Origin of the sequence: Enterobacter sp. DC4 (assembly GCF_000568095.1) — a bacterium.
GTDB lineage: Bacteria > Pseudomonadota > Gammaproteobacteria > Enterobacterales > Enterobacteriaceae > Enterobacter > Enterobacter pseudoroggenkampii.
The window spans coordinates 72,272-96,742 of sequence record NZ_AZUB01000001.1 but is presented as its reverse complement, the minus strand read 5'-3'; the positions used below and the strand labels follow the sequence as shown (position 1 = coordinate 96,742).

The following is a 24,471-nucleotide window of genomic DNA, read 5'->3' as shown; positions in this document are numbered from 1 at the left end:
ATTGTCAGTTAGTGTAAAACACATTCACAAACTCATGCTTAAAGTCGGATGCCTGCCTGAATAGCATTTGCTATAGTAAGGCACTTTTTTTAATTCCATCACGGATGTCGTAGTTCTGACCATGAAGACCACTTTTTCTGCTCGTTTTGTGCAGCGCATGGCGCTGACCACGGCCCTTTGCGCTGCTGCGCTCTCTGCAGCTCACGCCGATGACCTGAATATCAAGACCATGATCCCTGGCGTTCCGCAAATCGATGCGGAATCCTACATCCTGATCGATTACAACTCTGGCAAAGTGCTGGCAGAACAGAATGCCGATGCCCGCCGTGATCCGGCCAGCCTGACCAAAATGATGACCAGCTACGTTATCGGTCAGGCGATGAAGGCAGGTAAATTCAAAGAATCGGATCTGGTCACCATCGGTAACGATGCGTGGGCAACCGGGAACCCTGTCTTCAAAGGTTCCTCTCTGATGTTCCTGAAGCCGGGTATGCAGGTTCCTGTTTCCCAGCTGATTCGTGGTATCAACCTGCAGTCGGGTAACGATGCCTGCGTGGCGATGGCCGATTTCGCCGCCGGTAGCCAGGATGCCTTCGTGGGTCTGATGAACAGCTACGTTACCGCGCTGGGTCTGAAAAACAGCCACTTCCAGACCGTACACGGCCTGGACGCAGACGGTCAGTACAGCTCCGCGCGTGATATGGCCCTGATTGGACAGGCGCTGATCCGCGATGTTCCTAATGAGTACTCTATCTATAAAGAAAAAGAGTTCACCTTCAACGGTATTCGTCAGACCAACCGTAACGGCCTGCTGTGGGATAACAGCCTGAACGTTGACGGCATTAAAACTGGCCACACCGACAAAGCGGGCTACAACCTGGTGGCCTCTGCTACTGAAGGTCAGATGCGTCTGATCTCTGCCGTGATGGGCGGCCGTACCTTTAAAGGTCGTGAAACAGAAAGCAAGAAGCTGCTGACCTGGGGCTTCCGCTTCTTCGAAACCGTGAATCCACTGAAAGCAGGCAAAGAGTTTGCGTCTGAACCCGTCTGGTTCGGCGACAACGACCGTGCTTCTCTCGGCGTTGATAAAGACCTCTACCTGACCATTCCGCGCGGTCGTATGAAGGATCTGAAAGCCAGCTACGTGCTGAACAGCACCGAGCTGCATGCCCCACTGCAGAAAAACCAGGTTGTAGGCACGATCAACTTCCAGCTGGATGGAAAAACGATCGATCAGCGTCCGCTGGTTGTCCTGCAAGAAATTCCTGAAGGCAATTTCTTCGGCAAAATCATTGATTACATTAAATTGATGTTCCACCACTGGTTTGGTTAAAAATTGAACACTTGAAAGTGTGATTTTGATCCCCATATACTAAGTATCCTGATAACTCCCACCCGACGTGGGAGTTATTATTTTTTGACGTTACGCCGGAGCTGACATGAAAACCAAACTTAACGAACTGCTTGAATTCCCTACCTCATTTACCTACAAAGTAATGGGTCTGGCGAAACCTGAGCTGGTTGATCAGGTGGTTGAAGTGGTACAGCGCCATGCGCCGGGTGACTACTCTCCGTCAGTAAAACCAAGCAGCAAGGGCAACTACCACTCGGTTTCTATTACCATCACTGCGACACACATTGAGCAGGTGGAAACGCTGTACGAAGAGCTCGGCAATATCGAAATTGTTCGTATGGTGCTGTAGTCCCTTTGCGGTTACCCGGTTTGCCGGGTAACCCCTCTCCCCGCTGTGATATACTCCCCCACACCTTTTGTCCCTCGTCTTCGGAGACGCAGTTTTGTATCAGGATAAAATTCTGGTCCGTCACCTCGGGCTGCAACCTTATGAGCCTGTCTCCCAGGCCATGCATGACTTCACCGATTCACGCGATGACAGCACCCCAGATGAGATCTGGCTGGTCGAACACCTGCCGGTCTTTACGCAGGGTCAGGCGGGTAAAGCAGAACATCTATTAATGACGGGAGATATCCCGGTTATCCAGAGCGATCGCGGCGGTCAGGTCACGTACCATGGGCCCGGGCAGCAGGTGATGTACGTCCTGCTCAATCTGAAGCGCAGAAAGCTGGGCGTGCGTGAACTGGTCACTTTACTGGAACAAACCGTCGTCAACACGCTGGCGGAATATGGTATTGACGCGCATCCGCGTGCCGATGCGCCGGGCGTTTACGTGGGGGAAATGAAGATCTGCTCCCTGGGGCTGCGTATTCGGAAAGGCTGCTCATTCCATGGCCTGGCATTGAATATTAATATGGATCTCGCGCCGTTCCAGCGCATAAACCCCTGCGGCTACGCTGGCATGGAAATGACGCAAATGCGCCAGTGGGTGGAAGCTGCTACGCCCGAACATATTCGTCCCGTGCTTTTGAAGAACGTGTTAGCGCTACTTAACAATCCCCCACACGAATATATCCCTGCTTAATATATCGTACAACAGGGCTCGATAATTTGACGGGCCGCTGTTTATTTACCGCTTTTGCACTTTACAATAATCCACGGATTCTATATTTTCGAAGCGCCCGAATATTACCGCTACATATTATTTAGCCTCCAGCAAGCTCGGCAAACACGGCATAAGTAACGTGAGCAATTATCACACAACTGTTTGCTTTTGATAAACAAGTGAAACAAAACCAACACTTTACGAATCTCTACAAGCATAATAAATAAATTCAACTATCATTCATATTGTGAATGTATACGGGGTGAAAGCGTGGAGTATAATAATTTACCAGCCAAACGACTGAATGAACCTGGTGGCGAAGACAAGCCGCAAATTTTTCGGACTTTACGTAATATTGATCTCAATTTACTGACTATTTTTGAGGCAGTATATGTCCATAAGGGTATCGTTAACGCTGCGAAAATTCTTAATCTCACGCCATCAGCAATAAGTCAGTCAATCCAAAAGCTACGCGCTATATTTCCTGACCCGTTATTTATCCGTAAGGGCCAGGGGGTAACGCCGACGGCTTACGCCACGCATCTCCACGAGTACATCAGCCAGGGGCTGGAGTCGATTCTGGGCGCACTGGATTTAACCGGGAGCTATGATAAGCAGAGAACCATCACCATCGGCTGTTCCCCTTCTGTGGGTGTGCTGGTGATGCCGGCGATCTTCCAGGCCGTGAAAGAGCATGCTCCACAGCTCCTGCTTCGCAATGTGCCGCTCAATGAACCTGACATTCAGCTTGCCCAGTTCCAGACGGATCTGATTATTGAAAGCGGCAGCTTCAGTGCCAGAGCGTTGGGTCAAAATGTGCTCTATTCGGATAACCTGGTGCTGGTTTGTCGGCAGCAGCATCCGGTTCTCAGCGAACCGCTGACCATCGAAAATCTGCGTAACTACGACCACTCGTCATTCATGACCGAAGGGCAGTCTAACCACGCGCTTCGTCAGCGTATTGATGAAATTTTCCCGGAACGTCAGATCAGCTTCAGCAGTTACAATATGTTCACCACCGCATCGCTGATCGGCAGTAGCGATATGCTGTGCGTTATGCCGTCGCGCCTGTACAGCCTGCTACAAAAATGCTGGCCGCTGGAGAGCATTCCACTCAGTCAGCTTAATGCGGAATCAATCGAGATTTCACTGCATTACAACAAGCTGAGCTTGCGCGATCCGGTTCTGGAAAACGTCATCCGCATTATCCGTCAGGCCTTCTGACAGGTTTAGCCAGCACAAGACCCTGCAACAGGCAGGGCGAAAGGCACAAAACAACAACTATTTTACAAATTGGCGATCTGGCAGGCTGCTTTAACGACCGTTTCAATGATATACTGCCTGTCGTTCGTTCAAAAATAGTTGATAAATACAACATTCCCTTGAATTGAAACGCTTTCCTTCGATATTCGCAACTGGAACACGCACGCTATGAGTAAACCCATTGTGATGGAACGCGGTGTTAAATACCGCGATGCCGATAAAATGGCCCTTATCCCGGTTAAAAACGTGGCTACAGAGCGCGAGGCGCTGTTAAGAAAACCGGAATGGATGAAAATCAAACTTCCGGCCGACTCTTCGCGTATCCAGGGGATCAAAGCGGCGATGCGCAAGAATGGCCTTCACTCCGTATGTGAAGAAGCCTCTTGTCCGAACCTTGCTGAATGTTTCAATCACGGTACCGCGACGTTTATGATTTTGGGTGCTATCTGTACCCGCCGCTGCCCGTTCTGCGATGTTGCTCATGGCCGTCCAGTCGCACCTGATGCTAACGAACCCCAGAAACTGGCGCAGACCATCGCCGACATGGCGCTGCGCTATGTGGTAATTACCTCCGTTGACCGTGACGATCTGCGTGACGGCGGTGCTCAGCACTTCGCCGACTGTATTACGGCCATTCGCGAGAAAAGCCCTAACATCAAAATCGAAACGCTGGTGCCTGACTTCCGTGGCCGTATGGACCGCGCGCTGGATATCCTTACCGCAACGCCGCCAGATGTGTTTAACCACAACCTGGAGAACGTGCCGCGTCTTTACCGTCAGGTCCGCCCGGGTGCTGACTATAACTGGTCTCTGAAACTGCTGGAGCGTTTCAAAGAAGCGCATCCGCATATTCCGACCAAGTCTGGTCTGATGGTGGGGCTGGGTGAAACCAATGAGGAAATCATTGAGGTGATGCGCGATCTTCGCCGCCACGGTGTGACCATGTTGACCCTGGGGCAGTATCTGCAGCCAAGCCGTCACCACCTGCCGGTACAGCGCTACGTGAGCCCGGATGAGTTCGATGAAATGAAAGCCGAAGCGATGGCGATGGGCTTCACCCACGCAGCCTGCGGCCCGTTCGTTCGCTCCTCATACCATGCCGATATGCAGGCGAAAGGCGAAGAAGTTAAATAATGCTGTAATATTCTTTTACAGTAATACAAAAAAACCGGCCTCATGAGCCGGTTTTTTTTCGCAAGCCCTCAGGCTTTGCTGTCACTCTTTGTGAGAAAGCTTGTCTGCCGGGACGTCATCCTCGGCGCTTTTCTTCGCCGCCGCATCATCGTCGTTCATCGCTTTCTTAAAGCCTTTGATGGCAGCCCCCAGGTCACCACCCAGCGTGCGTAACTTCTTGGTACCAAACAGCAGGACGACCAGTGCGGCAACCACCAGCAGTTTGGTAATACTAATCTCACCCATAGATACCTTCTTTACTTAAAACAGGCTGCATTCAGCGCCAAAACCTGATTGTATTAACGGTCATTTAGCGCGTGCACACAATAGCAATCTGTAACAAGGTGAATCAAGCATTGTTGAAAAAAACATCACAATAATTGCGGTGGCGCAAACCGACGATTGCGAAGAACAGGTAGTTGCTGACGCACAAGCGTGATTCTGTCTACATTTATCTCCGCCACCAGCAAATGCGGGGCTTCCGCAGCGGCGGCGATCGTCACCCCCAGCGGATCAACCACCCTGCTTTGCCCGATGTTTCTCGTTCCGCATTCTCCTGCGGCAACGACATAGCAGGTGGTATCCAGCGCGCGTGCCGCCAGCAGCGTTGCCCAGTGGTGCTCTTTTAATGGCCCGCGAACCCACGCGGCAGGCAGTACCAGCAGGTCCGCGCCCTGTAGCGCCAGATGGAGCGCCAGCTCGGGAAAACGCAGATCATAGCAGGTCATCAACCCAACCTTAAGTCCGTCAATCTCCAGAAGCGGTGGGATACTGTCTCCGGGGTCGACGCGCCGCGACTCCTGAATGCTGAACGCATCATAGAGATGCAGCTTGGCGTAGCGGGCGACAATGGCCCCGCCACGAATCGCCACCAGCGTATTCACTGCACGGCCCGGCGTGGTGGGGACATGGATCGTTAAGATCGTCGTCATCGTATTGCCCACGCTCTGGGCGAGCAGTTGCTGCAAGAATTCGCCGTCCAGCGGCTGCGCAGACTTCACCGATAAATCCGGATCATTATCATCCCTGGCAAGCAGCGCCTCGGGGAGAACCAGCAGCGACGCGCCTTTCTGCCGGGCCTGCTTCATCAGGTTGACGCACGTGAGCGCATTTTCATGCCAGTCAGGCGTGACCGCAAATTGCCCTACCGCAACATACATATTTGTCCCCTCATCATAAACGGCGTTAAACTCGCTTCTCTTACACATCAAATAGCAGGTATTTAGCGTGTTACAACTACTTTTAGCCGTTTTTATTGGTGGGGGAACGGGTAGCGTTGCGCGATGGTTTCTGAGTATGCGGTTTAATCCTCTGCATCAGGCGATTCCTATGGGGACACTGGCCGCTAACCTGATTGGTGCCTTTATCATTGGCATGGGGCTGGCCTGGTTTAACCGAATGACGCACATCGACCCGATGTGGAAGGTCCTGATTACGACGGGTTTCTGCGGCGGGTTAACCACCTTCTCAACGTTCTCCGCAGAAGTCGTATTTCTCTTTCAGGAAGGCCGTATCGGCTGGGCACTGGCGAACATCGCGATTAACATGCTCGGCTCGTTTGCGATGACGGGGATCGCATTTTGGCTCTTTTCCTCCGCAAGCACGCATTAACCGTCGAACCGTTAATGTTGGCTTAATTTTTCTCTGTCACTCTGAATGCAGAACTGAACGAGGGTGACAGAATGAAACAGAGTCTGATGAGCGCAGGCATGGTGTTATTAAGCGTGCTGATCGTTGCTAGCTTCCTGAAAATGTATCTGCTTGGCTGATTCAAAACGAAAAAAACCCGCTCATGGAGCGGGTTTTGAAATTCTTGCTGACGCGTCTGAATTACAGAGCGATTACGTTAGCAGCAGAAGGGCCTTTGGCACCGTTAGTGATTTCGAACTCTACACGCTGACCTTCAGCCAGAGTTTTGAAACCATTAGACTGGATTGCAGAGAAGTGTACGAACACGTCTTTGCTGCCATCTTCAGGAGTAATGAAACCGAATCCTTTGGACTCATTAAACCACTTAACGTTACCTTTAATCTTAGACATCAAAATTACCTTTACATTAAAAAACGACACAAATGCTGTGTCGGTTACCAGTACATCAATTGTGGGACCTTTTGTCCAGCGGATCTTTGATAAAAAGTGACTAAAGTCGCGTTAATTTTCACTGGCAGATTTTTATCGTTTATGAATCAACGCCTGCGCGTTTTTTCACCACTATGTAACGTTTTGTCAGTTAAAACTGAAAACGCATCCAGGCGAAGTAAACGTTTCCGTTGTTGTACGTACCCGGGATGTAGGTCATCTGGAACGTTGCGGGGCCATAGCCAATAGAGGCCAAAGGCAGCAGCACCGGGATCGGGATGTAGTTCCAATTGTCACGTGCAGTGACCCCGGCGGTATAGCCCAAACCGACGTGGAAGTTCTCGTCCGCTAGCGGACGCCAGGTTTTCTCCCAACCATATCCCCCAATCGGCTCCCATTTATTAAACGAGTCTTTGAAGGCCATCAGATAGATGCCATGCCAGTTTCCCTTTTCGTCCCAGCGAGACTGACCAAAACCCGCGCCCCACGGACGCTCGTTGTATTTATCGGTTTTCTCTTTGTCATAAGCAAAACGCGCATGCCACGTTATTGCCGGAACATAGAGATCATAATGTTCAGGAGCCGTCCAGGTCTGGGAAACATTATCCGTAAAGGTGGAGAACCAGCCTTTGTCCGTCGCGTTGCCTTCTGCCTGTGCAACAGAAGAAAACGTTAACTGCCCAAAAATAAACAACAAAACAGAGAAAAATGTATTACGTACGATCACAATGCAATTACCATTCTTAGTATTCGAGGCAAAGTTTACCATAAAATAGTTGAATCAAGGCTTAACGGCATCGGCGTTATTCCTAATTATTCGGCCATTTTCCGGGAATATTCTTAAAGAAATGGGGGGATATGCTCAAATAAGCCCACAAAAGGTGTGACTTTTGCCATTTAGCGTTCGTAATCAGTGACATGCAAAACCATACAAAACATTAACAATTTGTTATCATTATTGGGACACATTGCGCCATTTCTGATGGTCAAGACCCTCATGGTATAAATGTATGGGCCATGGCAAAAACACGCTTGTTCTGTTCTCTAGTCGTCTGTTTATTGATTTTAATCAGCAAGAACAGGCCAATTATTCGGCACATTTCCATCCTTCTTTTTTTATTGATTTTTTGTGCTCCACTGCAGCAGAGATACAGGGGAAATCATGCTTACGTTATTCGAGCTCCTTATTGGAGTCGTCGTCATTGTCGGCGTCGCACGCTACATCATTAAAGGCTACTCGGCCACGGGCGTATTATTTGTTGGCGGTTTAACGCTGTTGATTATCAGCGCACTGATGGGGCACCAGGTGTTACCTGCCAGCGCCACGAGCACCGGTTACACCGCTACAGATATTGTTGAATACATTAAAATATTGCTCATGAGCCGCGGCGGCGATCTGGGCATGATGATCATGATGCTGTGTGGTTTTGCGGCCTACATGACCCACATCGGCGCCAACGACATGGTCGTTAAACTTGCCTCCAAACCCCTGCAGTACATTAACTCGCCGTATCTGCTGATGGTCGCCGCCTATTTCCTCGCCTGCCTGATGTCGCTGGCCGTTTCGTCGGCTACCGGACTTGGCGTACTGCTGATGGCGACGCTGTTCCCGGTCATGGTGAACGTCGGTATCAGCCGCGGCGCGGCCGCAGCCATTTGCGCGTCTCCGGCAGCGATTATTCTCTCCCCGACCTCCGGTGACGTCGTGCTGGCGGCAAAGGCGGCGGAGATGTCGCTCATCGACTTCGCCTTTAAAACCACGCTGCCGATCTCCATTGTTGCCATTGTCGGCATGGGTATCGCGCATTTCTTCTGGCAGCGCTATCTCGATAAGAAAGAAAACATCAGCCATGAAATGATGGACGTGAGTGAAATCACCACCACCGCTCCCGCGTTTTATGCCATTCTGCCCTTCACGCCGATTATCGGGGTGCTGATTTTTGACGGCAAATGGGGACCGCAGCTACACATCATCACCATTCTGGTTATCTGCATGCTGCTGGCTGCCGTGCTGGAATTTGTGCGTGGCTTTAACACGCAAAAGGTGTTCTCGGGTCTGGAAGTTGCCTATCGCGGTATGGCGGATGCCTTCGCTGGCGTGGTGATGCTGCTGGTGGCAGCGGGCGTTTTTGCCCAGGGTCTGAGCACCATCGGCTTTATCCAGAGCCTGATCTCGATCGCCACCTCGTTCGGATCGGCCAGTATTATCCTGATGCTGGTTCTGGTGGTGCTCACCATGCTGGCGGCGATGACCACGGGTTCCGGTAATGCGCCTTTCTACGCTTTCGTTGAGATGATCCCGAAACTGGCTCACTCCTCCGGTATTAACCCGGCCTATCTCTCCATACCCATGCTGCAAGCGTCAAACCTGGGCCGTACCATCTCCCCGGTATCAGGCGTAGTGGTCGCCGTGGCCGGGATGGCAAAAATCTCACCATTCGAAGTGGTAAAACGCACCTCAGTGCCAGTGATGGTTGGCCTGATTATCGTGATTATCGCCACGGAAGTGCTGGTTCCCGGTGCGGCCTAAGCTAAATTAGGGATATCCAAAAAGCGCCTGCGGGCGCTTTTTATGCTTTAATAACCCTCAGAAATTAATCACGCTCATTCGATCAGGAAATCATATGTTCAGGAAGGATATCGTCATCCCGTCTGGCGCACTGGCGCTTGCACTCTGTATCTTCTCCGCACAGGCGGAACCGCTGAAGGCAACCCAGTATGGCGATTTCGATCGCTATGTGCTGGCTCTTTCCTGGCAAACCGGGTTTTGCCAGAGCATGGTCGAGCGCAACCGTAATGAACCTGACGAATGTCGCCTGCAAAAAGAGCGCGAGAATAAAGCCGATTTTCTGACCGTTCACGGGTTATGGCCCGGCCTGCCGAAATCTATTGCCGCACGCGGCGTGGATGACCGTCGATGGATGCGTTTTGGCTGCGCCACACGCCCCATTCCTAACATGCCGGAAGTGAAGGCCAGCCGCAAATGCGATGCCGCCGAAACCGGACTGTCGCTTTCCGCTGCCGCAAAGCTCAATGACGTGATGCCGGGCGCGGGCGGGAATTCCTGCCTGGAACGCTACGAATATGCCAAACATGGCGTCTGCTTTGGTTTTGACCCGGATGCCTATTTCGGCACGATGGTACGGATGAATCAGGAAGTTAAAAACAGTGCGGTCGGAAAATTCCTCGCCGATAACTACGGGAAATCCGTCAACCGTAGTGATTTTGACAGTGCCGTGGCCAAAAGCTGGGGCAACGAGAACGTCAAAGCGTTCAAGCTGACCTGCAACGGCAATCCGGCGTATCTCACCGAGATGCAGATTTCGCTGAAAGCAGACGCCATTAACAACCCGCTTTCTGCGACCTCATTTGCCCCGCAGCCACATCCGGGTAACTGCGGAAGCCAATTCGTGATTGATAAAGCCGGTTACTGATCCGCGACCGGGCGCACCATATCAAACCGGTTTTCATCGCTGATGCAATAGTACGCCGTCGGCCCACCCGCACGCAGGATGGGCTGCGCTTTCGCCGTCTGGTATATCCCCTCTTCCAGCAGCGTTTCGGCAATATGGATACCGACCACCTCCCCCAACACCAGCCACGTCTCCACCGGCGTACCATCGGCACCGGTAAGCTGAATGCACTGCGACAGTCGACACTCAAAATTCACCGGGCTTTCTGCAACGCGTGGAGCGTTAACCAGCTGGCTGGCCGCTGGCGTGAGTCCGGCAAAGCTAAATTCATCCCGATCGTGGGGAAGCATCGCGGAGGTTTGGTTCATCGCTTGCGCGAGATCGCGCGTCGCCAGATTCCAGACAAACTCTTTTGTCTCAGTAATATTACGCACGCTGTCCTTCCAGCCGTTGCTGGAAAAGCCGATGATCGGTGGGCGATAGTTAAAGCAGTTAAAGAAGCTATACGGCGCAAGGTTCAGCTGACCGGCCTTATCGCATGAGGAGATCCAGCCTATCGGACGTGGGCCAATAATGGCGTTCAGCGGGTCATGCGGCAGGCCGTGCCCCTGAGACGGTTGATAGAAGTACATAGTGCTCTCTCGTTGGCGGGCAACGCCCGGATTCAGGACACTCAGCGTAACGTATTCCGCCAGGAATGAAGACTGAATAAATTTCAGCGAAAATTCATATGGAACATGAATGTGACTTTCATCACTTCAAACTTGCGCGCTCAGCCAGTATCATCGGGAGAGTTAAACCCTCGCTGCCAGACGGCGAGGGTTTTCTTTTGGATCAGTTTCTGCGTTAGACGCAGCATTAACGACATGGAGTAAAAAATGTCCAGACCTACCATTATCATCAATGAGCTCGACGCAGAACGTATCGACAGGCTGCTGGAGAAAGCGGAGTTCGCCTCGCTCCCCGTGGCCGACGCCCTGAATGAAGAACTCGACCGGGCACAGATGTGCACGCCTGAGACGATGCCGCATGACGTAGTCACCATGAACAGCCAGGTGAAATTCCGCAATCTGACCACCGGTGAAGAGCTGACCCGCACGCTGGTTTACCCGGCGCAGATGACCGACAGCAGCGCACAGCTTTCTGTGCTTGCGCCTGTGGGTGCCGCACTGCTGGGACTGCGTACGGGGGATACGATCCACTGGGAATTGCCGGGCGGCGCTTCGACCCATCTTGAAGTGCTGGAGCTGCTCTACCAGCCAGAAGCCGCAGGCGATTACCTGCGTTAATCTCTTCTGAATAAGCGCCTATCCGCTTTGCACAGAGGATGCCACCGCATCCTCTTTCCGCAAATTCACACGATTTTCCTATACCGCGCAAAATGGCCTTAATCCACGCTTAATCTGTTTTGGTGCCGCGGGGACGGTCATGAGTGAGATAGGCGTTATCACACTTATCTTTCTGATTTTTGTGGCGATTATCGTCACGGCCGTGCTCTATCTTGAACGCCACTGGTAAGCGAACATTCTCAGGCCACCCCACCCGGGAAGGCATTCACCAGGCCCTTAACGGTCTGCTCTGCGGCCTCAGGTGTTTCTGCGCCCGGGACCAGAATCACCTTCCGGCACTCCTCCTCCCGTTTTTCGAAAATCTTATAGGCGCGTTCCGCATCCGCAAAGGGGAGATAATGGGTCACGATCTCTTCCGGCGTAAGCAGCCCTTTTTCGATCAGCGGTAACAGTTCACCCAGCCAGGCATGGACGTGCGTCTGACCCATCTTAAACGTCAGCCCCTTATCAAAGGCATCGCCAAACAGGAAGCCATGGATAAACCCGGCGTACACGCCGGGTACGCTAACTACCCCACCGCGCCGCACGGCAGCAATGCACTGACGCAACGCTTTGCCGCTGCTGCCTTCAATTTTAAGATTGCTGAGGATCGTTTCCGTGGTGCTGCCTTTCGCTTCAAACCCGACCGCATCAATCACGGCGTCAACGCCGCGCTGGCCCGCGGTCTGCTCGATGATTTTTTCCGCGGCGTCGTTGTCATCATCAAAGTTGATGGGAATTGCGCCGTAACGCGCCTCGGCAAATCGCAACCGGTACGGGTGGTGATCGATAACAAAGATCTGCTCAGCCCCCAGCAGCCGCGCGCAGGCAATGGTCAGAAGCCCCACCGGCCCGGCGCCGAAAACGGCTACGCTTGAACCTTTTGCAATCTGCGCATTTTTTGCCGCCTGCCAGGCCGTGGGCAAAATGTCGGAAAGGAAAAGTGCTTTATCATCAGAAAGAAGCTGCGGGACTTTAAACGGTCCGACGTTCCCCTTCGGCACGCGTACGTATTCCGCCTGTCCCCCCGGTACACCGCCGTAGAGGTGGCTATAGCCAAACAGCGCGGCCGGCGCGGGGATTTGCTTTTTGTTCAGCGCGGCACCCTGCCCGGCGTTGGTATTCTCACAGGCCGCGTATTGCTGCAGACGACAGAAGAAACAGTCCCCGCAGGCGATGACAAAGGGGATCACCACGCGATCGCCTTTTTGCAAATTCTTTACCTCTGCACCGCACTCGACGATTTCCCCCATAAACTCATGGCCAAAAATATCGCCGTGCTGCACCTTCGGGATCTTTCCGCGATAGAGATGCAAATCGGAGCCGCAGATCGCCGTGGCCGTGACGCGCAGAATGATATCGTCCGGCTGTTCGATGATGGGGTCAGGGACATTCTCGACGCGAACATGGTGTGGACCGTGATACGTAAGTGCTTTCATGCGACCTCCGAAAGGTTCCAGGTAAGTCTATAAGGGTAGCTACCCCTCAAGGTCTGCCCCGGAATACGGGTCTTTTGAGATTTATCCTGGCGAGATAAGAAAACTGACGGGGCGCTTACAGAAACCATTAATATTTTGTGGTTGAATGAGTACAGCGTTTATAAACAAGGAGAAACGGGTATGTATCAGAGAATCATTATGCCGGTTGACGTTTTTGAGATGGAGTTGAGCGACAAGGCCGTTCGCCACGCGGAGTTCCTGGCGCAGCAGGACGGTGTCATCCATCTGTTGCACGTGCTCCCGGGCTCCGCCAGCCTGAGCCTGCACCGCTTCGCTGCCGATGTGCGCCGCTTCGAGGAGCATTTGCAGCATGAAGCGGAAACGCGTCTGCAAACCATGGTCAGCCACTTCAGTATTGACCCTTCACGGATCAAAACGCACGTCAGATTCGGCAGCGTACGTGATGCGGTAAATGAACTGGCGAACGAGCTGAAAGCAGACGTGGTGGTCATCGGTTCGCGCAACCCTTCCATTACCACACATCTGCTGGGCTCTAACGCCTCCAGCGTGATCCGCCACACCCACATACCGGTGATGGTCGTCAGATAAAAAAAGAGGCCACCTTTCGGTGGCCTCTCGCTATTGCAGGTATCGCCTTACTTTCTTTTCTTATGCGGTTTTGGTGCGAATCAGATAGTCAAACGAACTCAGCGACGCCTTCGCCCCTTCGCCCGTGGCGATGATGATCTGTTTGTACGGCACGGTAGTACAGTCACCCGCCGCAAACACGCCCTTCACGCTGGTTTCACACTTCGCATCGATGATGATTTCGCCCATGCGGTTGCGCTCAATCGCGCCTTCCAGCCAGGTGGTGTTTGGCAGCAGACCAATCTGCACGAAGATCCCTGAAAGCTGAACGCTGTGCACGTCGCCGCTCACGCGGTCGCGGTATTCCAGACCGGTCACCTTGCTGCCGTCGCCCTTCACTTCCGTGGTCTGCGCGTTAAGGACGATGTCGACGTTTTTCAGGCTGCGAACTTTATCCTGCAGAACCTGGTCGGCCTTCATCTCTGGTGCGAACTCCAGAAGAGTGACGTGTTCAACAATCCCCGCCAGGTCGATAGCCGCTTCCACGCCGGAGTTACCTCCGCCGATCACCGCCACGCGTTTACCTTTAAACAGCGGGCCGTCGCAGTGCGGGCAGTAGGTCACGCCTTTGGTGCGATACTGATCTTCACCCTGGACGTTCATGTTGCGCCATTTCGCACCGGTGGCAATGATAATGCTGCGCGCTTTCAGCACCGCGCCGGATGCGGTTTCAATGTGGTGTAAACCACCCTCAACCGCAGCAGGTACCAGCCTGCTGGCGCTCTGGCTGTCGATCACGTCCACGTCGTAGTCGCTGACGTGCGCCTTCAGCGCCCCCGCCAGCTTCTGACCTTCGGTTTTCGGCACGGAGATATAGTTTTCAATATCCACGGTATCCAGTACCTGGCCACCGAAACGCTCGCCCATCAGGCCAGTGCGGATCCCTTTACGCGCAGAGTACACTGCCGCCGCCGCGCCCGCCGGACCGGAACCGACGATCAGCACGTCGTAGGCATCGCGTTTGTTCAGCGCTTCTGCGGCACGTTTTTCGGCACCGGTATCCACTTTGGCAACGATTTCCGTCAGCGTCATACGACCCTGACCGAATTCCTGACCGTTCAGATACACCGCCGGAACGCCCATTACGTTGCGATCGGTGATTTCATTCTGGAAGGTACCGCCGTCAATCGCCGTGTGCTTAATGCGCGGGTTCAGGACCGACATCAGGTTCAGCGCCTGCACCACGTCCGGGCAGTTATGGCAAGAGAGCGAGTAATAGGTTTCAAACTCGAAATCGCCGTCGATATCGCGGATCTGCTCCAGCAGCGCCTGCGCCTCTTTCGACGGATGACCACCGGTCCACAGTAGCGCCAGCACCAGCGAGGTAAATTCGTGACCCAGCGGCGAGCCGGCAAAGCGCGGCCCCAGCTCAGAGCCTGGGTTAGTAATCAGGAAAGAAGGCTTACGGACGTTAAGCGAGTTATCTTCTTTGAAGGTCACTTTTGGCGACAGTTCGGCGATCTCAGCCAGCAGTTCCTTGATCTCTGCCGATTTCGCGCTGTCGTCCAGCGTGGCAATCAGCTCAACGGGTTTGGTCAGTTTCTCAAGATAGGCCTTGAGCTGGGTTTTCATATTAGTGTCGAGCATTATTCTTCCCTCTCTTAAAACGTCATCATGCAAGCTGCCTTACACAGGCGGCCTGAATGCAACTTGCATCATGGTGCTGGAATGAAATGGGCGCGGGGGGCGCCCATTGATTGCCGGGTGGCACTTCGTTTACCCGGCCTACGATACTGTAGGCCTGTGCAAGCGCAGCCCCGCCAGGCTTTACAGACTTAGATCTTGCCGACCAGGTCTAAGGATGGAGCGAGAGTCGCTTCGCCTTCTTTCCATTTCGCCGGGCACACTTCGCCTGGGTGAGAAGCCACGTACTGCGCTGCTTTCACTTTACGCAGCAGGTCAGACGCATCACGGCCGATACCTTCAGCGGTAACTTCGATAGCCTGAATAATACCCTGCGGGTCAACAACGAAGGTGGCGCGGTCAGCCAGGCCTTCATCTTCACGCATGTTGTCGAAGTTACGGGTCAGGGCGCCAGTCGGGTCGCCGATCATCGCGTATTTGATTTTTGCGATGGTTTCAGAGCTGCTGTGCCATGCTTTGTGGGTGAAGTGGGTATCAGTAGACACAGAGTAAACGTCTACGCCCAGCTTCTGCAGTTCGTCATAATGGTCAGCCACGTCGCCCAGTTCGGTCGGGCAAACGAAGGTGAAGTCAGCCGGATAGAAGAAGAAGACGCTCCAGCGACCTTCGGTATCTTTCTCGGTTACTTCGATGAACTCACCGTTTTTGAACGCCTGGTTTTTGAAAGGTTTAATTTTAGTGTTAATCAAAGACATCTGTACTTCCTCCGTGTTTTCGTTGAGATGTAAGGTAACCAACTTTATTCATCGGGGCTAATGCGTATGCTTTATCAAATCAATCAGCCAAACCTTACAACGTCGACAAGACAACAAGGTGAACCTTTTACAGGAAAGCCTGAAAGTAAAAAGGCCGCCTCAACGGGCGGCCCTGATACCTGAATTCCCCGCAGGTACATTCAGTACCAGCCGAAGCTGGCGTTGCGTTGCGCTCTACAACCCTTTATATCAAGGGGTAACAGCCCTTTGATTACACCACCCGTTCAGGAATTGGGCAATCCATAAGAGAGGTATTCCTGCCTATGGCTGTGATAGGTTTTGCCAAACATCATTTCGGGACGTTATAAATTTATTTTTATTATAAAAATACCTCAATATATAAATGACAATTGTTATTTAAAATGCTCACTCCAACATCTGAGATAAAATTATCTTAATGTTCCTTGAAGCACTATTTCAATAATCTGGCGTCATGATACATTAAGGTGAATTTAATTTAAATTTAAGAGGGTTAATCGAAAGGATTGTAAATGGTTAACTTCAAACTATAGTTATCAGTGATGTGATAACCCCAGCATAGATGACAATCTCAGGACGAAACATGGCAAATCTCTACGACCTTAAAAAATTCGACCTCAACCTGCTGGTCATTTTTGAATGCATTTATCAACATCTGAGCATCAGTAAGGCAGCAGAGACGCTTTATATCACGCCATCAGCGGTCAGCCAGTCACTGCAGCGTCTGCGCGGGCAGCTCAACGATCCGTTGTTTATCCGTTCAGGAAAGGGAATAACGCCCACGACGGTCGGCGTCAATCTGCATCATCATCTGGAACAAAACCTGAACCAGCTCGAGCAGACCATTAACATGATGCATAGCACCGGGCTGAAAAAAAACTTTGTCATTTATAGCCCGCAGTTTATGAGCACGAAAACGATGCTTGGGCCTATGAAGCTGCTGATGGATAAGTACAATTATTCCATTGAATTACATGATGTTTTTCTTGCTCCTGATTCAGCAGAAGATCTCTTAGCTTACCGAAAGGCTGACCTGATATTTTCTTTTGCCCCCTCTACAAGCCGCTCTATCGCCTGCAGTCTGTACTACAGACTCCCTTTTGTTCTTGTTTGCCGAAAGGGTCATCCTCGCGTTAGCGGAAAACCTACTCACGAAGAGATCCTCAATGAAGACTTTACCGCCTACCTGAGCGATGAAAGTAGTGTTAAAGAGTACCAGGAGAAAGCCGATAATCTTTTAACAGAACGAAATATCGTCTATCGAAGTGACTCTTTTATTTCTCTTTTGTCGATGATCAGTTCATCGGACCTCATTGGATTAGTGCCAACAGTCGCTTTTGAACAATATGGACAGGCACTTAATCTTCACAAAGTCGAAACAGACATTCAATTTCCCATCATTGATATTTACATGATGTATAATCGCTCCGCATTGCATAGCGCAGCCTTCGCAAGCTTTATTGAAGAAATAACCTTACCCTGAAACGGCATTGTGGTTCTCATACATAATGGGAGCCGCCAGTTTCAGAAACATACATCTCCGTTATAGAAATATTCGGTATAAACTTTGCACACCTCATTAATTATTGACTGATATCATTCTCACTCTAGTATTGACACTAACGTCTGGTATTTATTCCTCAGGATGAGAATAAACATGTCAATTTATAAGTACCCTCTTAATCAGGATGTTCTTTCTGCGGCTCGGGAACGAATAAAATGGACTCTCGAAAATTTACCGAGGATCTGTGTCTCTTTTTCAGGAGGTAAAGACTCCACCACCATGCTGCACCTGGTTGCCCGGCAGGCGCGACAGATGAATATAAAAATAGACGTTCTCTTTATCGACTGGGAAGCGCAGTTTAGCCATACCATCACCCATGTTGAACGTATGCGCGAGTTATATAGCGATATCATCGACCATTTCTGGTGGGTCGCGCTTCCCCTGACAACGCAAAATTCTCTGTCGCAATTTCAGCCGGAATGGCAATGCTGGGAACCCGGCACCCGATGGGTCCGCCAGCCCCCTGACGGTGCGATAACCGATCCCGCTTTTTTTCCCTTCTACCAGCCCGGCATGACGTTTGAAACTTTTGTTCGCAGCTTCTCCGACTGGTTCTCTCACAATCGCCCGGCGGCGGTGATGATTGGCATCCGCGCCGATGAATCTTATAACCGTTTTCTGGCTATCGCGTCGGCGCGTAAGCAGCGGTTTGCCGATGATAAACCCTGGACGACCGTCGCCCCTGGGGGGCATGCCTGGTATGTTTATCCCCTCTACGACTGGAAAACCGCCGATATCTGGACCTGGTTTGCCAAATCGGGATGTTGCTATAACCCACTCTATGACCTGATGTTCCAGGCCGGCGTACCGCCCCGCTATATGCGTATTTGTGAGCCCTTTGGTCCGGAGCAGCGTCAGGGATTATGGCTCTACCATGTTGTTGAGCCCGATCGCTGGGCGGCCATGTGCGAGCGCGTGAGCGGCGTACGCAGCGGAGGAATTTACGCCGGGCACGATAACCACTTTTATGGTCACCGGAAAATCCTGAAACCCGATCACCTCTGCTGGCGCGAATATGCCCTACTGCTGCTCGACAGCATGCCGCAAAATACGGCTGAGCATTACCGCAATAAAATCGCCATTTACCTGCGCTGGTATCAGAAGAAAGGCATAGAAGATATTCCCGACACCCAGGACGGTGATATTGGTGCCAAAGACATTCCCTCATGGCGCCGTATTTGCAAGGTTATCCTTAATAACGACTACTGGTGCAGAGCGCTGTCGTTCAGCCCAAATAAACCCAAACATTATCAGCGCTACAGTGAAAGAGTGAAGGCGAAACGCAAGGAGTGGGGCATATTATGCGACAACGATTAATCACCGAGATCGAAACGTACCTTCAGTCTCTTCCCGAAGAGGATCGGATTAACGCCATCAATGCTTTTCGTGAAGCGATCCATCGAAACAGTCCTTTTCGTGAGCAACCGATAGACTGCGTGCTTTGGATCAAACAGGACGCGATTACCGCTAACGACTACAACCCCAATAACGTTGCCCCTCCAGAAAAACGGCTGCTCAGCAAGTCGCTGGAACTCGATGGATTCACCCAACCTATTGTCGTGACGGAAAGTGAACCGCAACATTACGAAATTGTGGATGGTTTCCACCGCCATGAAATCGGCAAAACTCGGGCGGCGTTGAAGCGTCAGCTCAGGGGATATCTCCCCGTCACCTGCCTGCGCCAGGATCGACAGGAAAAGCATGACCGTATGGCCGCCACGATCCGTCACAACCGGGCGCGGGGTCGGCACCAGATTAACGCCATGTCGGATATCGTGCGCGAACTGGCACAGCTCGGCTGGAACGATGAGCGAATTGGCAAAGAGCTCGGGATGGACAGCGACGAGGTGCTGCGCCTCAAGCAAATCAACGGCCTGCTGGCGCTGTTTGCAGACCGTCGCTATTCCGAAGCCTGGACGGTGAAATAATCAGAGCGTGTTCAGACGCTCTGCCGCCGCCAGCAGCGTCGATTCCTGCTTGGCAAAGCAAAGGCGGATCAGCTTGTGCGGGAAGGGATCGGCGCAGAATACCGACAGTGGAATGGCGGCCACCCCCACCTCTTTTGTCAACCACTGGCAAAAGCTGACGTCGTCCAGATCGGAAATCGCGCTGTAGTCCGCGAGCAGGAAGTAGGTTCCTTCAGAGGGCAAAATTTCCAGGCGGCTTTTACTCAGCGCCGTCACGAACAGATCCCGACGTTCACGGTAGAAACGCGGCAGCGCGCGATAATGCTCAGGCTCCGCGCGCAGCATATCCGCCAGCGCCAACTGAGCCGGCGTGTTTACGGCAAACGTCAGGTACTGATGCACCTTGCGCAGCTCAGCGCTAATGGCGGCCGGTGCGACGCAGTAGCCCACTTTCCAGCCGGTCATATGGTAGGTCTTACCGAACGACGAGACGGCGATAGCCCGCTCGCGAAGTTGCGGATGGGCCAGCACGCTGGCGTGTCCCTCTTCTGCAAAGCAGATGTGCTCGTAAACTTCATCGCTCAGCACGTAGATTTCACGTTCGGCAATCGCCTGCCACAGCGCGGCGAAATCGGCTTTCTGCCACACCGTCGCCGACGGATTGTGCGGGGTATTCAGGATCACCAGACGGGTCTTGTCGCTCAGCAGCGCAGCAAACGCCTGCCAGTCGGGGCGAAAATGCGGTGGCTGTAACGCCACGCGTTTCACCACGCCGCCGGAGAGTTCAACCGCAGGCGCATAGCTGTCGTAGCTCGGGTCAAAGCAGATGACTTCATCGCCCGCCCGCACCAGGGCGGTGATGGCCGCATACAGCGCTTCGGTCGCCCCTGCCGTCACCGTGATGTCGCTGTTGGCATCGGGCTTATGGCCATACAGCTCAGCCGTTTTGTCCGCAATGGCTTCCCGCAGCGCCTGCACGCCCGTCATCGGCGCATACTGATTCGCCCCCTGCGCCACGTGGTACGCCAGACGCTCCTGCAGATAGGTCGGCCCGTCGAAATCCGGAAATCCCTGAGAAAGGTTAATGGCGTTGTGCTGCTGCGCCAGGGCGCTCATCTGCGTAAAGATGGTGGTACCGAGATTGGGAAGTTTACTTTGCGGAATCAATGGGTTAATGCTCATTGTGTTGTGCCTGCTTGTAATACTTATGTTGCTGCCACTATAACACGATGTTAGTCTTTGGCAATCAAGACGCTTAGACGTCTAAACAATATGAATATTCCTGTCCGAGAGGGTAAAAGGAAAATGACAGACAACCTGCAACTCACGCATCTGGTCGACGCCTGCCGCTGGATTGGCGCCAAAGGCTGGGCACCCGCCACCGGGGGCAATATGTCGGTGCGTCAGGACGAACGCCTCTGCTGGCTCAGCGAATCGGGCAAAGACAAAGGCAGCCTGACGACGGAGGATTTTCTCCAGGTGGAGATCGCCACCAACCGCGCGCCGTCTGGTCGTAAGCCATCAGCCGAAACGGGGCTACACACCCTTATCTATCGTCTGTTCCCGGAGGCCAACGCCGTCCTGCACGTTCATACGGTCAACGCCACGGTGCTGTCGCGTTTGGTCAAAGAAGCCGAGCTCAACATCAGCGGCTTTGAGATGCAAAAATCCCTCACCGGGCAGACCACGCATCTGGATACGGTGGCTATCCCGGTCTTCGATAACGACCAGGACATTGACGCCCTCGCCTCGCGAATCGCCCATTACGCGCAGGAACGCCCGCTTAATTATGGTTTTCTTCTGCGCGGCCATGGCTTAACCTGCTGGGGACGCGATGTGGCCGAAGCCCGCCGTCATCTGGAAGGACTGGAATTCCTGTTTGAATGTGAAATGCGTTTACGACAACTGGAGAGAGTATGATTCGCGCGATTGTGACGGATATTGAAGGCACCACCAGCGATATTCGTTTTGTCCATGATGTTTTGTTCCCCTACGCGCGTGAGCGGCTGGCGGCCTTCGTGACCGCGCAGCAGTACGCCGAGCCGGTCACATCCATTCTGGACAACCTGCGTGATGAAATCGGTAATCCGCACGCCAGCGTCAGCGAGCTTATCGACGCCCTGTTTGCCTTTATGGATGAAGACCGCAAATCTACCGCGCTAAAAGCGCTGCAGGGGATCATCTGGCACGACGGCTACGTTAACGGCGACTTTACCGGACATCTTTACCCGGACGTGCTGCCCGCGCTGGAAAAATGGAAAGCGCAAGGGATTGATCTCTATGTTTATTCCTCTGGCTCCGTTGCTGCGCAGAAACTGTTATTTGGCTACAGCGACGAAGGTGATATTACTCATCTGTTCAGCGGCTATTTCGACACCCACATCGGCGCCAAGCGCGAGGTGCAGTCGTATCAGAACATCGCGGCGCAAACGGGCATCGCCCCGTCGCAGATCCTGTTCCTCTCCGATATTCATCAGGAGCTGGACGCGGCTGAACAGGCAGGTTTTCGCACCCTGCAGCTGATTCGCGGCGATGATGACGGCGCAAGCCACCACCATCAGGTCCACCAGTTTGACGAGATTAACCCGGAGCAGATCCCTTCATGAGCGCATTGACCATTTATTCCGATAAAGACGCCAGTCAACACCAGTGGCACAGTACCGACGCCGCCGAGATTGCCCAACAGCTCAACGCGAAAGGCGTGCGGTTTGAACGCTGGGCGGCGGATCGCGATTTAGGACACGATCCCGCGCCTGAAGCCGTGATCGCGGCGTATCAACATGCGATCGACAAACTGGTCGCAGAGAAGGGTTACCAGAGCTGGGACGTGATCAGCCTGCGCGCCGACAACCCGCAGAAAGAGGCGCTGCGCGCGAAGTTCCTGAACGAACACACCCACGGCGAAGACGAAGTGCGCTTTTTCGTGGAAGGCGCAGGGCTGTTCTGCCTGCACATTGGCGATGAGGTGTATCAGGTGCTGTGCGAGAAAAACGACCTGATCTCCGTTCCTGCGGGCACGCCGCACTGGTTTGATATGGGCTCAGAGCCGAACTTTACCGCCATTCGTATTTTCGATAACCCGGAAGGCTGGGTGGCCCAGTTTACGGGTGATGCAATCGCGGACGCGTATCCACGGCTGGCATAGGTAAAAGCAAAACGGCAGCTATAGCTGCCGTTTTTAGTATTTGCTCCCTCTCCCTGTGGGAGAGGGTCGGGGTGAGGGCATCAGGCCGCTCGAGCTTCAACGCTTCAATCCCTTCACATACTCCACCAGCTGATCCAGCACAATCCCCCACCCTTCGTGGAAGCCCATCTGCTCGTGCTGCTCGCGGATGTCCTTCGTGGGGTGACGCGCAATCGCCGTATAGCGGGTTTTGCCCTCCCCGACATCTTCCAGCAATAAAATCGCCGTCATAAACGGCTTCTCGGCCGGTTTCCAGCCTTCGGTATAGCCGTCGGTAAAGACCAGCTTTTTCCCCGGATCGATTTCAAGGAACACACCCCGGTTATCCATCCGCTGACCGTCCACCTCAAACACGGTGTTGAACCGTCCGCCCACGCGCAGATCGAGGTCACATTCGGTCACCTTATGGGGAGCAGGAATGAAGAAGTTTTTGATGTGTTCTGGCGTAGTCCAGCAGAGCCACAGCAGGTCGCGCGGGGCATCCACCACGCGCTCCAGTTTTAAGTCTGTTTCAGGATCGAGCGTCACGATATTGTCCTCTCAGGGAAACCCCTTAAAGAATAGCCGGACTCAGGCGAATTTCCCGTTTGCCACCGCTTCCGGCGTGACCACACCCGTATCCAGCACCCAGCCGCTAACCAGCGAGGCTGGCGTAACGTCAAACGCCGGGTTGTAGACCTGCGCGTTTTCCGGCGCCCACTGCACCGCGCCAAAGCTTCCGGCGACGCCCGTCACCTCGCTGGCGGCGCGCTGCTCAATCGGGATCGCGTCACCGTTCGGGCAGTCCGGATCGAGGGTCGTTTGCGGCGCGGCCACATAGAACGGAATGCCGTGGAATTTCGCCAGCACCGCCAGAGAATAGGTGCCGATCTTATTCGCCACGTCGCCGTTAGCCGCAATGCGGTCTGCGCCCACCCACACGGCATCCACCAGCCCTTTCGCCATCAGGCTGGCGGCCATGGAATCGGTAATCAACTGATACGGCACGCCCAGTTCGCCAAGCTCCCACGCGGTCAGTCTGCCCCCCTGCAGCAGCGGACGGGTTTCATCCACCCAGACGTTGCTGACCTTGCCCTCCTGATGCGCGCGAGCAATCACGCCCAGCGCCGTACCGACGCCTGCCGTTGCCAGCCCGCCGGTGTTGCAGTGGGTCAGCAGGCGGCTGCCGGGCTTCACCAGCGCGCTGCCCGCTTGCGCAATGGCGTCACAGAGCCGTTTGTCTTCGTCGATCAGGCGCAGCGCCTCCGCGACCAGCGCCGGAACATACTCTTCCTGCCACAGCGCAATCTTCATGCGGTCAAGGTTGTTCATCAGGTTCACCGCCGTCGGGCGGGATGCGCGCAGGGTTTCCAGCGCCACCGCCAGCTCGTCGCGGCTTTTGCCGTTTTCCGCCAGCAGCGCCAGCAGCAGACTTGCAGAGAGACCAATCAGCGGCGCGCCGCGCACCCGCAGGGCGTGAATATGCCCGACCAGCGCCTCTACCGTTGAGGCATCAAGCCAGCGTTTCTCCTGCGGAAGGGCCTGCTGGTCGAGAATAAAGAGCTGATTATCCGCTACCCGCAGGCTGGTCGTCTGTAATGTCTGCATGTCGTTAATTCCCTGTTGCGTTGTTGTAGCACATTGTGTCAGGATGAA

At 53.3% G+C, this 24,471-nt stretch carries 28 protein-coding genes; 17 read left to right on the top strand and 11 right to left on the bottom strand.

Annotated elements, in window-relative coordinates:
- Window positions 1-121: 121 nt before the first annotated feature.
- From dacA to lipA, 5 genes are all read left to right on the top strand, one after another.
- Window positions 122-1,333 carry a D-alanyl-D-alanine carboxypeptidase DacA gene (gene dacA, locus P349_RS23505; protein ID WP_014069323.1) on the top strand — a complete coding sequence of 404 codons (1,212 nt, stop codon included), beginning with the start codon at window positions 122-124 and terminating at the stop codon, window positions 1,331-1,333.
- Between the two features lie 106 nt (window positions 1,334-1,439).
- A complete protein-coding gene (ybeD, locus tag P349_RS23510; protein ID WP_006177135.1) occupies window positions 1,440-1,703 on the top strand; it encodes a DUF493 family protein YbeD in 264 nt (87 codons plus the stop codon).
- Between the two features lie 94 nt (window positions 1,704-1,797).
- On the top strand, window positions 1,798-2,439 hold the full coding sequence (gene lipB / locus P349_RS23515; protein WP_024907014.1) for a lipoyl(octanoyl) transferase LipB: 642 nt from the start codon (window positions 1,798-1,800) through the stop codon (window positions 2,437-2,439).
- Window positions 2,440-2,730: 291 nt separating this feature from the next.
- Window positions 2,731-3,684, top strand: coding sequence for a YbeF family transcriptional regulator (locus P349_RS23520; RefSeq protein WP_024907013.1), 954 nt, complete (start codon window positions 2,731-2,733; stop codon window positions 3,682-3,684).
- A gap of 207 nt (window positions 3,685-3,891) precedes the next feature.
- On the top strand, window positions 3,892-4,857 hold the full coding sequence (lipA, locus tag P349_RS23525; RefSeq protein WP_024907012.1) for a lipoyl synthase: 966 nt from the start codon (window positions 3,892-3,894) through the stop codon (window positions 4,855-4,857).
- A gap of 81 nt (window positions 4,858-4,938) precedes the next feature.
- Here lipA and tatE read toward each other — a convergent pair whose 3' ends face one another.
- Together tatE and P349_RS23535 are read right to left on the bottom strand one after the other, a co-directional pair.
- Window positions 4,939-5,142: a twin-arginine translocase subunit TatE gene (tatE, locus tag P349_RS23530; RefSeq protein ID WP_023310742.1), complete on the bottom strand. Its 204-nt coding sequence runs from the start codon at window positions 5,140-5,142 to the stop codon at window positions 4,939-4,941.
- Between the two features lie 125 nt (window positions 5,143-5,267).
- Entirely contained in the window at window positions 5,268-6,056 is a 789-nt protein-coding gene (locus P349_RS23535; RefSeq protein ID WP_032649566.1) for a deaminated glutathione amidase, read from the bottom strand.
- A 67-nt stretch (window positions 6,057-6,123) separates the two neighbouring features.
- Here P349_RS23535 and crcB point away from each other — a divergent pair, with 67 nt between their 5' ends.
- A complete protein-coding gene (gene crcB, locus P349_RS23540) occupies window positions 6,124-6,507 on the top strand; it encodes a fluoride efflux transporter CrcB (protein ID WP_024907010.1) in 384 nt (127 codons plus the stop codon).
- A 219-nt stretch (window positions 6,508-6,726) separates the two neighbouring features.
- On the opposite strand, the gene cspE is transcribed toward crcB, so the two are convergent.
- The gene (cspE, locus tag P349_RS23545; RefSeq protein WP_002439184.1) at window positions 6,727-6,936 is read right to left on the bottom strand and encodes a transcription antiterminator/RNA stability regulator CspE; all 210 of its coding nucleotides are present in this window, start codon (window positions 6,934-6,936) and stop codon (window positions 6,727-6,729) included.
- 190 nt (window positions 6,937-7,126) lie between these two features.
- Entirely contained in the window at window positions 7,127-7,744 is a 618-nt protein-coding gene (pagP, locus tag P349_RS23550; RefSeq protein ID WP_080350496.1) for a lipid IV(A) palmitoyltransferase PagP, read from the bottom strand.
- A gap of 393 nt (window positions 7,745-8,137) precedes the next feature.
- Here pagP and dcuC point away from each other — a divergent pair, with 393 nt between their 5' ends.
- Together dcuC and rna are read left to right on the top strand one after the other, a co-directional pair.
- On the top strand, window positions 8,138-9,505 hold the full coding sequence (gene dcuC / locus P349_RS23555) for an anaerobic C4-dicarboxylate transporter DcuC (protein ID WP_032649567.1): 1,368 nt from the start codon (window positions 8,138-8,140) through the stop codon (window positions 9,503-9,505).
- 94 nt (window positions 9,506-9,599) lie between these two features.
- Window positions 9,600-10,409: a ribonuclease I gene (rna, locus tag P349_RS23560; protein ID WP_032649569.1), complete on the top strand. Its 810-nt coding sequence runs from the start codon at window positions 9,600-9,602 to the stop codon at window positions 10,407-10,409.
- On the opposite strand, the gene P349_RS23565 is transcribed toward rna, so the two are convergent.
- Window positions 10,403-11,020: a flavin reductase family protein gene (locus P349_RS23565; protein ID WP_032649570.1), complete on the bottom strand. Its 618-nt coding sequence runs from the start codon at window positions 11,018-11,020 to the stop codon at window positions 10,403-10,405. The two genes, rna and P349_RS23565, sit on opposite strands and share 7 nt — an antisense overlap.
- A gap of 246 nt (window positions 11,021-11,266) precedes the next feature.
- On the opposite strand from P349_RS23565, the gene rnk reads away from it, so the two are divergent.
- Both rnk and yldA read left to right on the top strand, forming a co-directional pair.
- Window positions 11,267-11,677 (top strand): nucleoside diphosphate kinase regulator, encoded by a 411-nt coding sequence (gene rnk, locus P349_RS23570; protein WP_024907006.1) that lies wholly within the window; start codon window positions 11,267-11,269, stop codon window positions 11,675-11,677.
- A gap of 139 nt (window positions 11,678-11,816) precedes the next feature.
- Complete coding sequence (gene yldA / locus P349_RS26940) at window positions 11,817-11,906, top strand: small membrane protein YldA (RefSeq protein WP_008501020.1); 90 nt, start codon at window positions 11,817-11,819, stop codon at window positions 11,904-11,906.
- Window positions 11,907-11,916: 10 nt separating this feature from the next.
- On the opposite strand, the gene P349_RS23575 is transcribed toward yldA, so the two are convergent.
- A complete protein-coding gene (locus tag P349_RS23575; protein WP_032649572.1) occupies window positions 11,917-13,155 on the bottom strand; it encodes a zinc-dependent alcohol dehydrogenase in 1,239 nt (412 codons plus the stop codon).
- Between the two features lie 180 nt (window positions 13,156-13,335).
- On the opposite strand from P349_RS23575, the gene uspG reads away from it, so the two are divergent.
- Window positions 13,336-13,764, top strand: coding sequence for a universal stress protein UspG (uspG, locus tag P349_RS23580; protein WP_023310731.1), 429 nt, complete (start codon window positions 13,336-13,338; stop codon window positions 13,762-13,764).
- A 60-nt stretch (window positions 13,765-13,824) separates the two neighbouring features.
- On the opposite strand, the gene ahpF is transcribed toward uspG, so the two are convergent.
- Both ahpF and ahpC read right to left on the bottom strand, forming a co-directional pair.
- Window positions 13,825-15,390 (bottom strand): alkyl hydroperoxide reductase subunit F, encoded by a 1,566-nt coding sequence (ahpF, locus tag P349_RS23585; protein ID WP_032649575.1) that lies wholly within the window; start codon window positions 15,388-15,390, stop codon window positions 13,825-13,827.
- A 188-nt stretch (window positions 15,391-15,578) separates the two neighbouring features.
- Window positions 15,579-16,142: an alkyl hydroperoxide reductase subunit C gene (ahpC, locus tag P349_RS23590; protein ID WP_008501015.1), complete on the bottom strand. Its 564-nt coding sequence runs from the start codon at window positions 16,140-16,142 to the stop codon at window positions 15,579-15,581.
- Window positions 16,143-16,764: 622 nt separating this feature from the next.
- Between ahpC and citR the strand changes: the two genes are divergently transcribed.
- The 3 genes from citR (at window position 16,765) to P349_RS23605 (ending at window position 19,673) form a co-directional block, all read left to right on the top strand.
- Window positions 16,765-17,664 carry a DNA-binding transcriptional repressor CitR gene (gene citR, locus P349_RS23595; protein WP_032649577.1) on the top strand — a complete coding sequence of 300 codons (900 nt, stop codon included), beginning with the start codon at window positions 16,765-16,767 and terminating at the stop codon, window positions 17,662-17,664.
- A gap of 174 nt (window positions 17,665-17,838) precedes the next feature.
- Window positions 17,839-19,062 carry a phosphoadenosine phosphosulfate reductase gene (locus P349_RS23600; RefSeq protein ID WP_032649578.1) on the top strand — a complete coding sequence of 408 codons (1,224 nt, stop codon included), beginning with the start codon at window positions 17,839-17,841 and terminating at the stop codon, window positions 19,060-19,062.
- Complete coding sequence (locus P349_RS23605; RefSeq protein WP_032649579.1) at window positions 19,047-19,673, top strand: IbrB-like domain-containing protein; 627 nt, start codon at window positions 19,047-19,049, stop codon at window positions 19,671-19,673. The genes P349_RS23600 and P349_RS23605 overlap by 16 nt, the downstream gene beginning before the upstream one ends.
- On the opposite strand, the gene P349_RS23610 is transcribed toward P349_RS23605, so the two are convergent.
- Window positions 19,674-20,834: a pyridoxal phosphate-dependent aminotransferase gene (locus P349_RS23610; RefSeq protein ID WP_032649581.1), complete on the bottom strand. Its 1,161-nt coding sequence runs from the start codon at window positions 20,832-20,834 to the stop codon at window positions 19,674-19,676.
- 123 nt (window positions 20,835-20,957) lie between these two features.
- Here P349_RS23610 and P349_RS23615 point away from each other — a divergent pair, with 123 nt between their 5' ends.
- From P349_RS23615 to P349_RS23625, 3 genes are read left to right on the top strand one after another with little or no spacing between them, the layout of a single operon-like run.
- The gene (locus P349_RS23615) at window positions 20,958-21,572 is read left to right on the top strand and encodes a methylthioribulose 1-phosphate dehydratase (RefSeq protein WP_024906998.1); all 615 of its coding nucleotides are present in this window, start codon (window positions 20,958-20,960) and stop codon (window positions 21,570-21,572) included.
- Complete coding sequence (mtnC, locus tag P349_RS23620; protein ID WP_024906997.1) at window positions 21,569-22,258, top strand: acireductone synthase; 690 nt, start codon at window positions 21,569-21,571, stop codon at window positions 22,256-22,258. Before P349_RS23615 ends, mtnC begins: the two co-directional genes overlap by 4 nt.
- A complete protein-coding gene (locus P349_RS23625) occupies window positions 22,255-22,797 on the top strand; it encodes a 1,2-dihydroxy-3-keto-5-methylthiopentene dioxygenase (protein ID WP_023315605.1) in 543 nt (180 codons plus the stop codon). Before mtnC ends, P349_RS23625 begins: the two co-directional genes overlap by 4 nt.
- Window positions 22,798-22,893: 96 nt before the next feature.
- On the opposite strand, the gene P349_RS23630 is transcribed toward P349_RS23625, so the two are convergent.
- The gene (locus tag P349_RS23630; protein WP_032649582.1) at window positions 22,894-23,364 is read right to left on the bottom strand and encodes an SRPBCC family protein; all 471 of its coding nucleotides are present in this window, start codon (window positions 23,362-23,364) and stop codon (window positions 22,894-22,896) included.
- A 42-nt stretch (window positions 23,365-23,406) separates the two neighbouring features.
- The gene (gene mtnA / locus P349_RS23635; protein ID WP_032649584.1) at window positions 23,407-24,423 is read right to left on the bottom strand and encodes an S-methyl-5-thioribose-1-phosphate isomerase; all 1,017 of its coding nucleotides are present in this window, start codon (window positions 24,421-24,423) and stop codon (window positions 23,407-23,409) included.
- Window positions 24,424-24,471 lie beyond the last annotated feature (48 nt).

Coding starts and splice junctions, on each gene's coding strand:
- uspG (WP_023310731.1), top strand. CDS start 13,336: ATGTATCAGAGAATCATTATGCCGGTTGACGTTTTTGAGATGGAGTTG.
- rna (WP_032649569.1), top strand. CDS start 9,600: ATGTTCAGGAAGGATATCGTCATCCCGTCTGGCGCACTGGCGCTTGCA.
- P349_RS23535 (WP_032649566.1), bottom strand. CDS start 6,056: ATGTATGTTGCGGTAGGGCAATTTGCGGTCACGCCTGACTGGCATGAA.
- pagP (WP_080350496.1), bottom strand. CDS start 7,744: ATGGTAAACTTTGCCTCGAATACTAAGAATGGTAATTGCATTGTGATC.
- ybeD (WP_006177135.1), top strand. CDS start 1,440: ATGAAAACCAAACTTAACGAACTGCTTGAATTCCCTACCTCATTTACC.
- P349_RS23605 (WP_032649579.1), top strand. CDS start 19,047: ATGCGACAACGATTAATCACCGAGATCGAAACGTACCTTCAGTCTCTT.
- citR (WP_032649577.1), top strand. CDS start 16,765: ATGGCAAATCTCTACGACCTTAAAAAATTCGACCTCAACCTGCTGGTC.
- cspE (WP_002439184.1), bottom strand. CDS start 6,936: ATGTCTAAGATTAAAGGTAACGTTAAGTGGTTTAATGAGTCCAAAGGA.
- lipA (WP_024907012.1), top strand. CDS start 3,892: ATGAGTAAACCCATTGTGATGGAACGCGGTGTTAAATACCGCGATGCC.
- yldA (WP_008501020.1), top strand. CDS start 11,817: ATGAGTGAGATAGGCGTTATCACACTTATCTTTCTGATTTTTGTGGCG.
- P349_RS23600 (WP_032649578.1), top strand. CDS start 17,839: ATGTCAATTTATAAGTACCCTCTTAATCAGGATGTTCTTTCTGCGGCT.
- ahpF (WP_032649575.1), bottom strand. CDS start 15,390: ATGCTCGACACTAATATGAAAACCCAGCTCAAGGCCTATCTTGAGAAA.
- P349_RS23610 (WP_032649581.1), bottom strand. CDS start 20,834: ATGAGCATTAACCCATTGATTCCGCAAAGTAAACTTCCCAATCTCGGT.
- mtnA (WP_032649584.1), bottom strand. CDS start 24,423: ATGCAGACATTACAGACGACCAGCCTGCGGGTAGCGGATAATCAGCTC.
- P349_RS23625 (WP_023315605.1), top strand. CDS start 22,255: ATGAGCGCATTGACCATTTATTCCGATAAAGACGCCAGTCAACACCAG.
- rnk (WP_024907006.1), top strand. CDS start 11,267: ATGTCCAGACCTACCATTATCATCAATGAGCTCGACGCAGAACGTATC.
- dcuC (WP_032649567.1), top strand. CDS start 8,138: ATGCTTACGTTATTCGAGCTCCTTATTGGAGTCGTCGTCATTGTCGGC.
- P349_RS23565 (WP_032649570.1), bottom strand. CDS start 11,020: ATGTACTTCTATCAACCGTCTCAGGGGCACGGCCTGCCGCATGACCCG.
- mtnC (WP_024906997.1), top strand. CDS start 21,569: ATGATTCGCGCGATTGTGACGGATATTGAAGGCACCACCAGCGATATT.
- ahpC (WP_008501015.1), bottom strand. CDS start 16,142: ATGTCTTTGATTAACACTAAAATTAAACCTTTCAAAAACCAGGCGTTC.
- tatE (WP_023310742.1), bottom strand. CDS start 5,142: ATGGGTGAGATTAGTATTACCAAACTGCTGGTGGTTGCCGCACTGGTC.
- P349_RS23575 (WP_032649572.1), bottom strand. CDS start 13,155: ATGAAAGCACTTACGTATCACGGTCCACACCATGTTCGCGTCGAGAAT.
- dacA (WP_014069323.1), top strand. CDS start 122: ATGAAGACCACTTTTTCTGCTCGTTTTGTGCAGCGCATGGCGCTGACC.
- P349_RS23615 (WP_024906998.1), top strand. CDS start 20,958: ATGACAGACAACCTGCAACTCACGCATCTGGTCGACGCCTGCCGCTGG.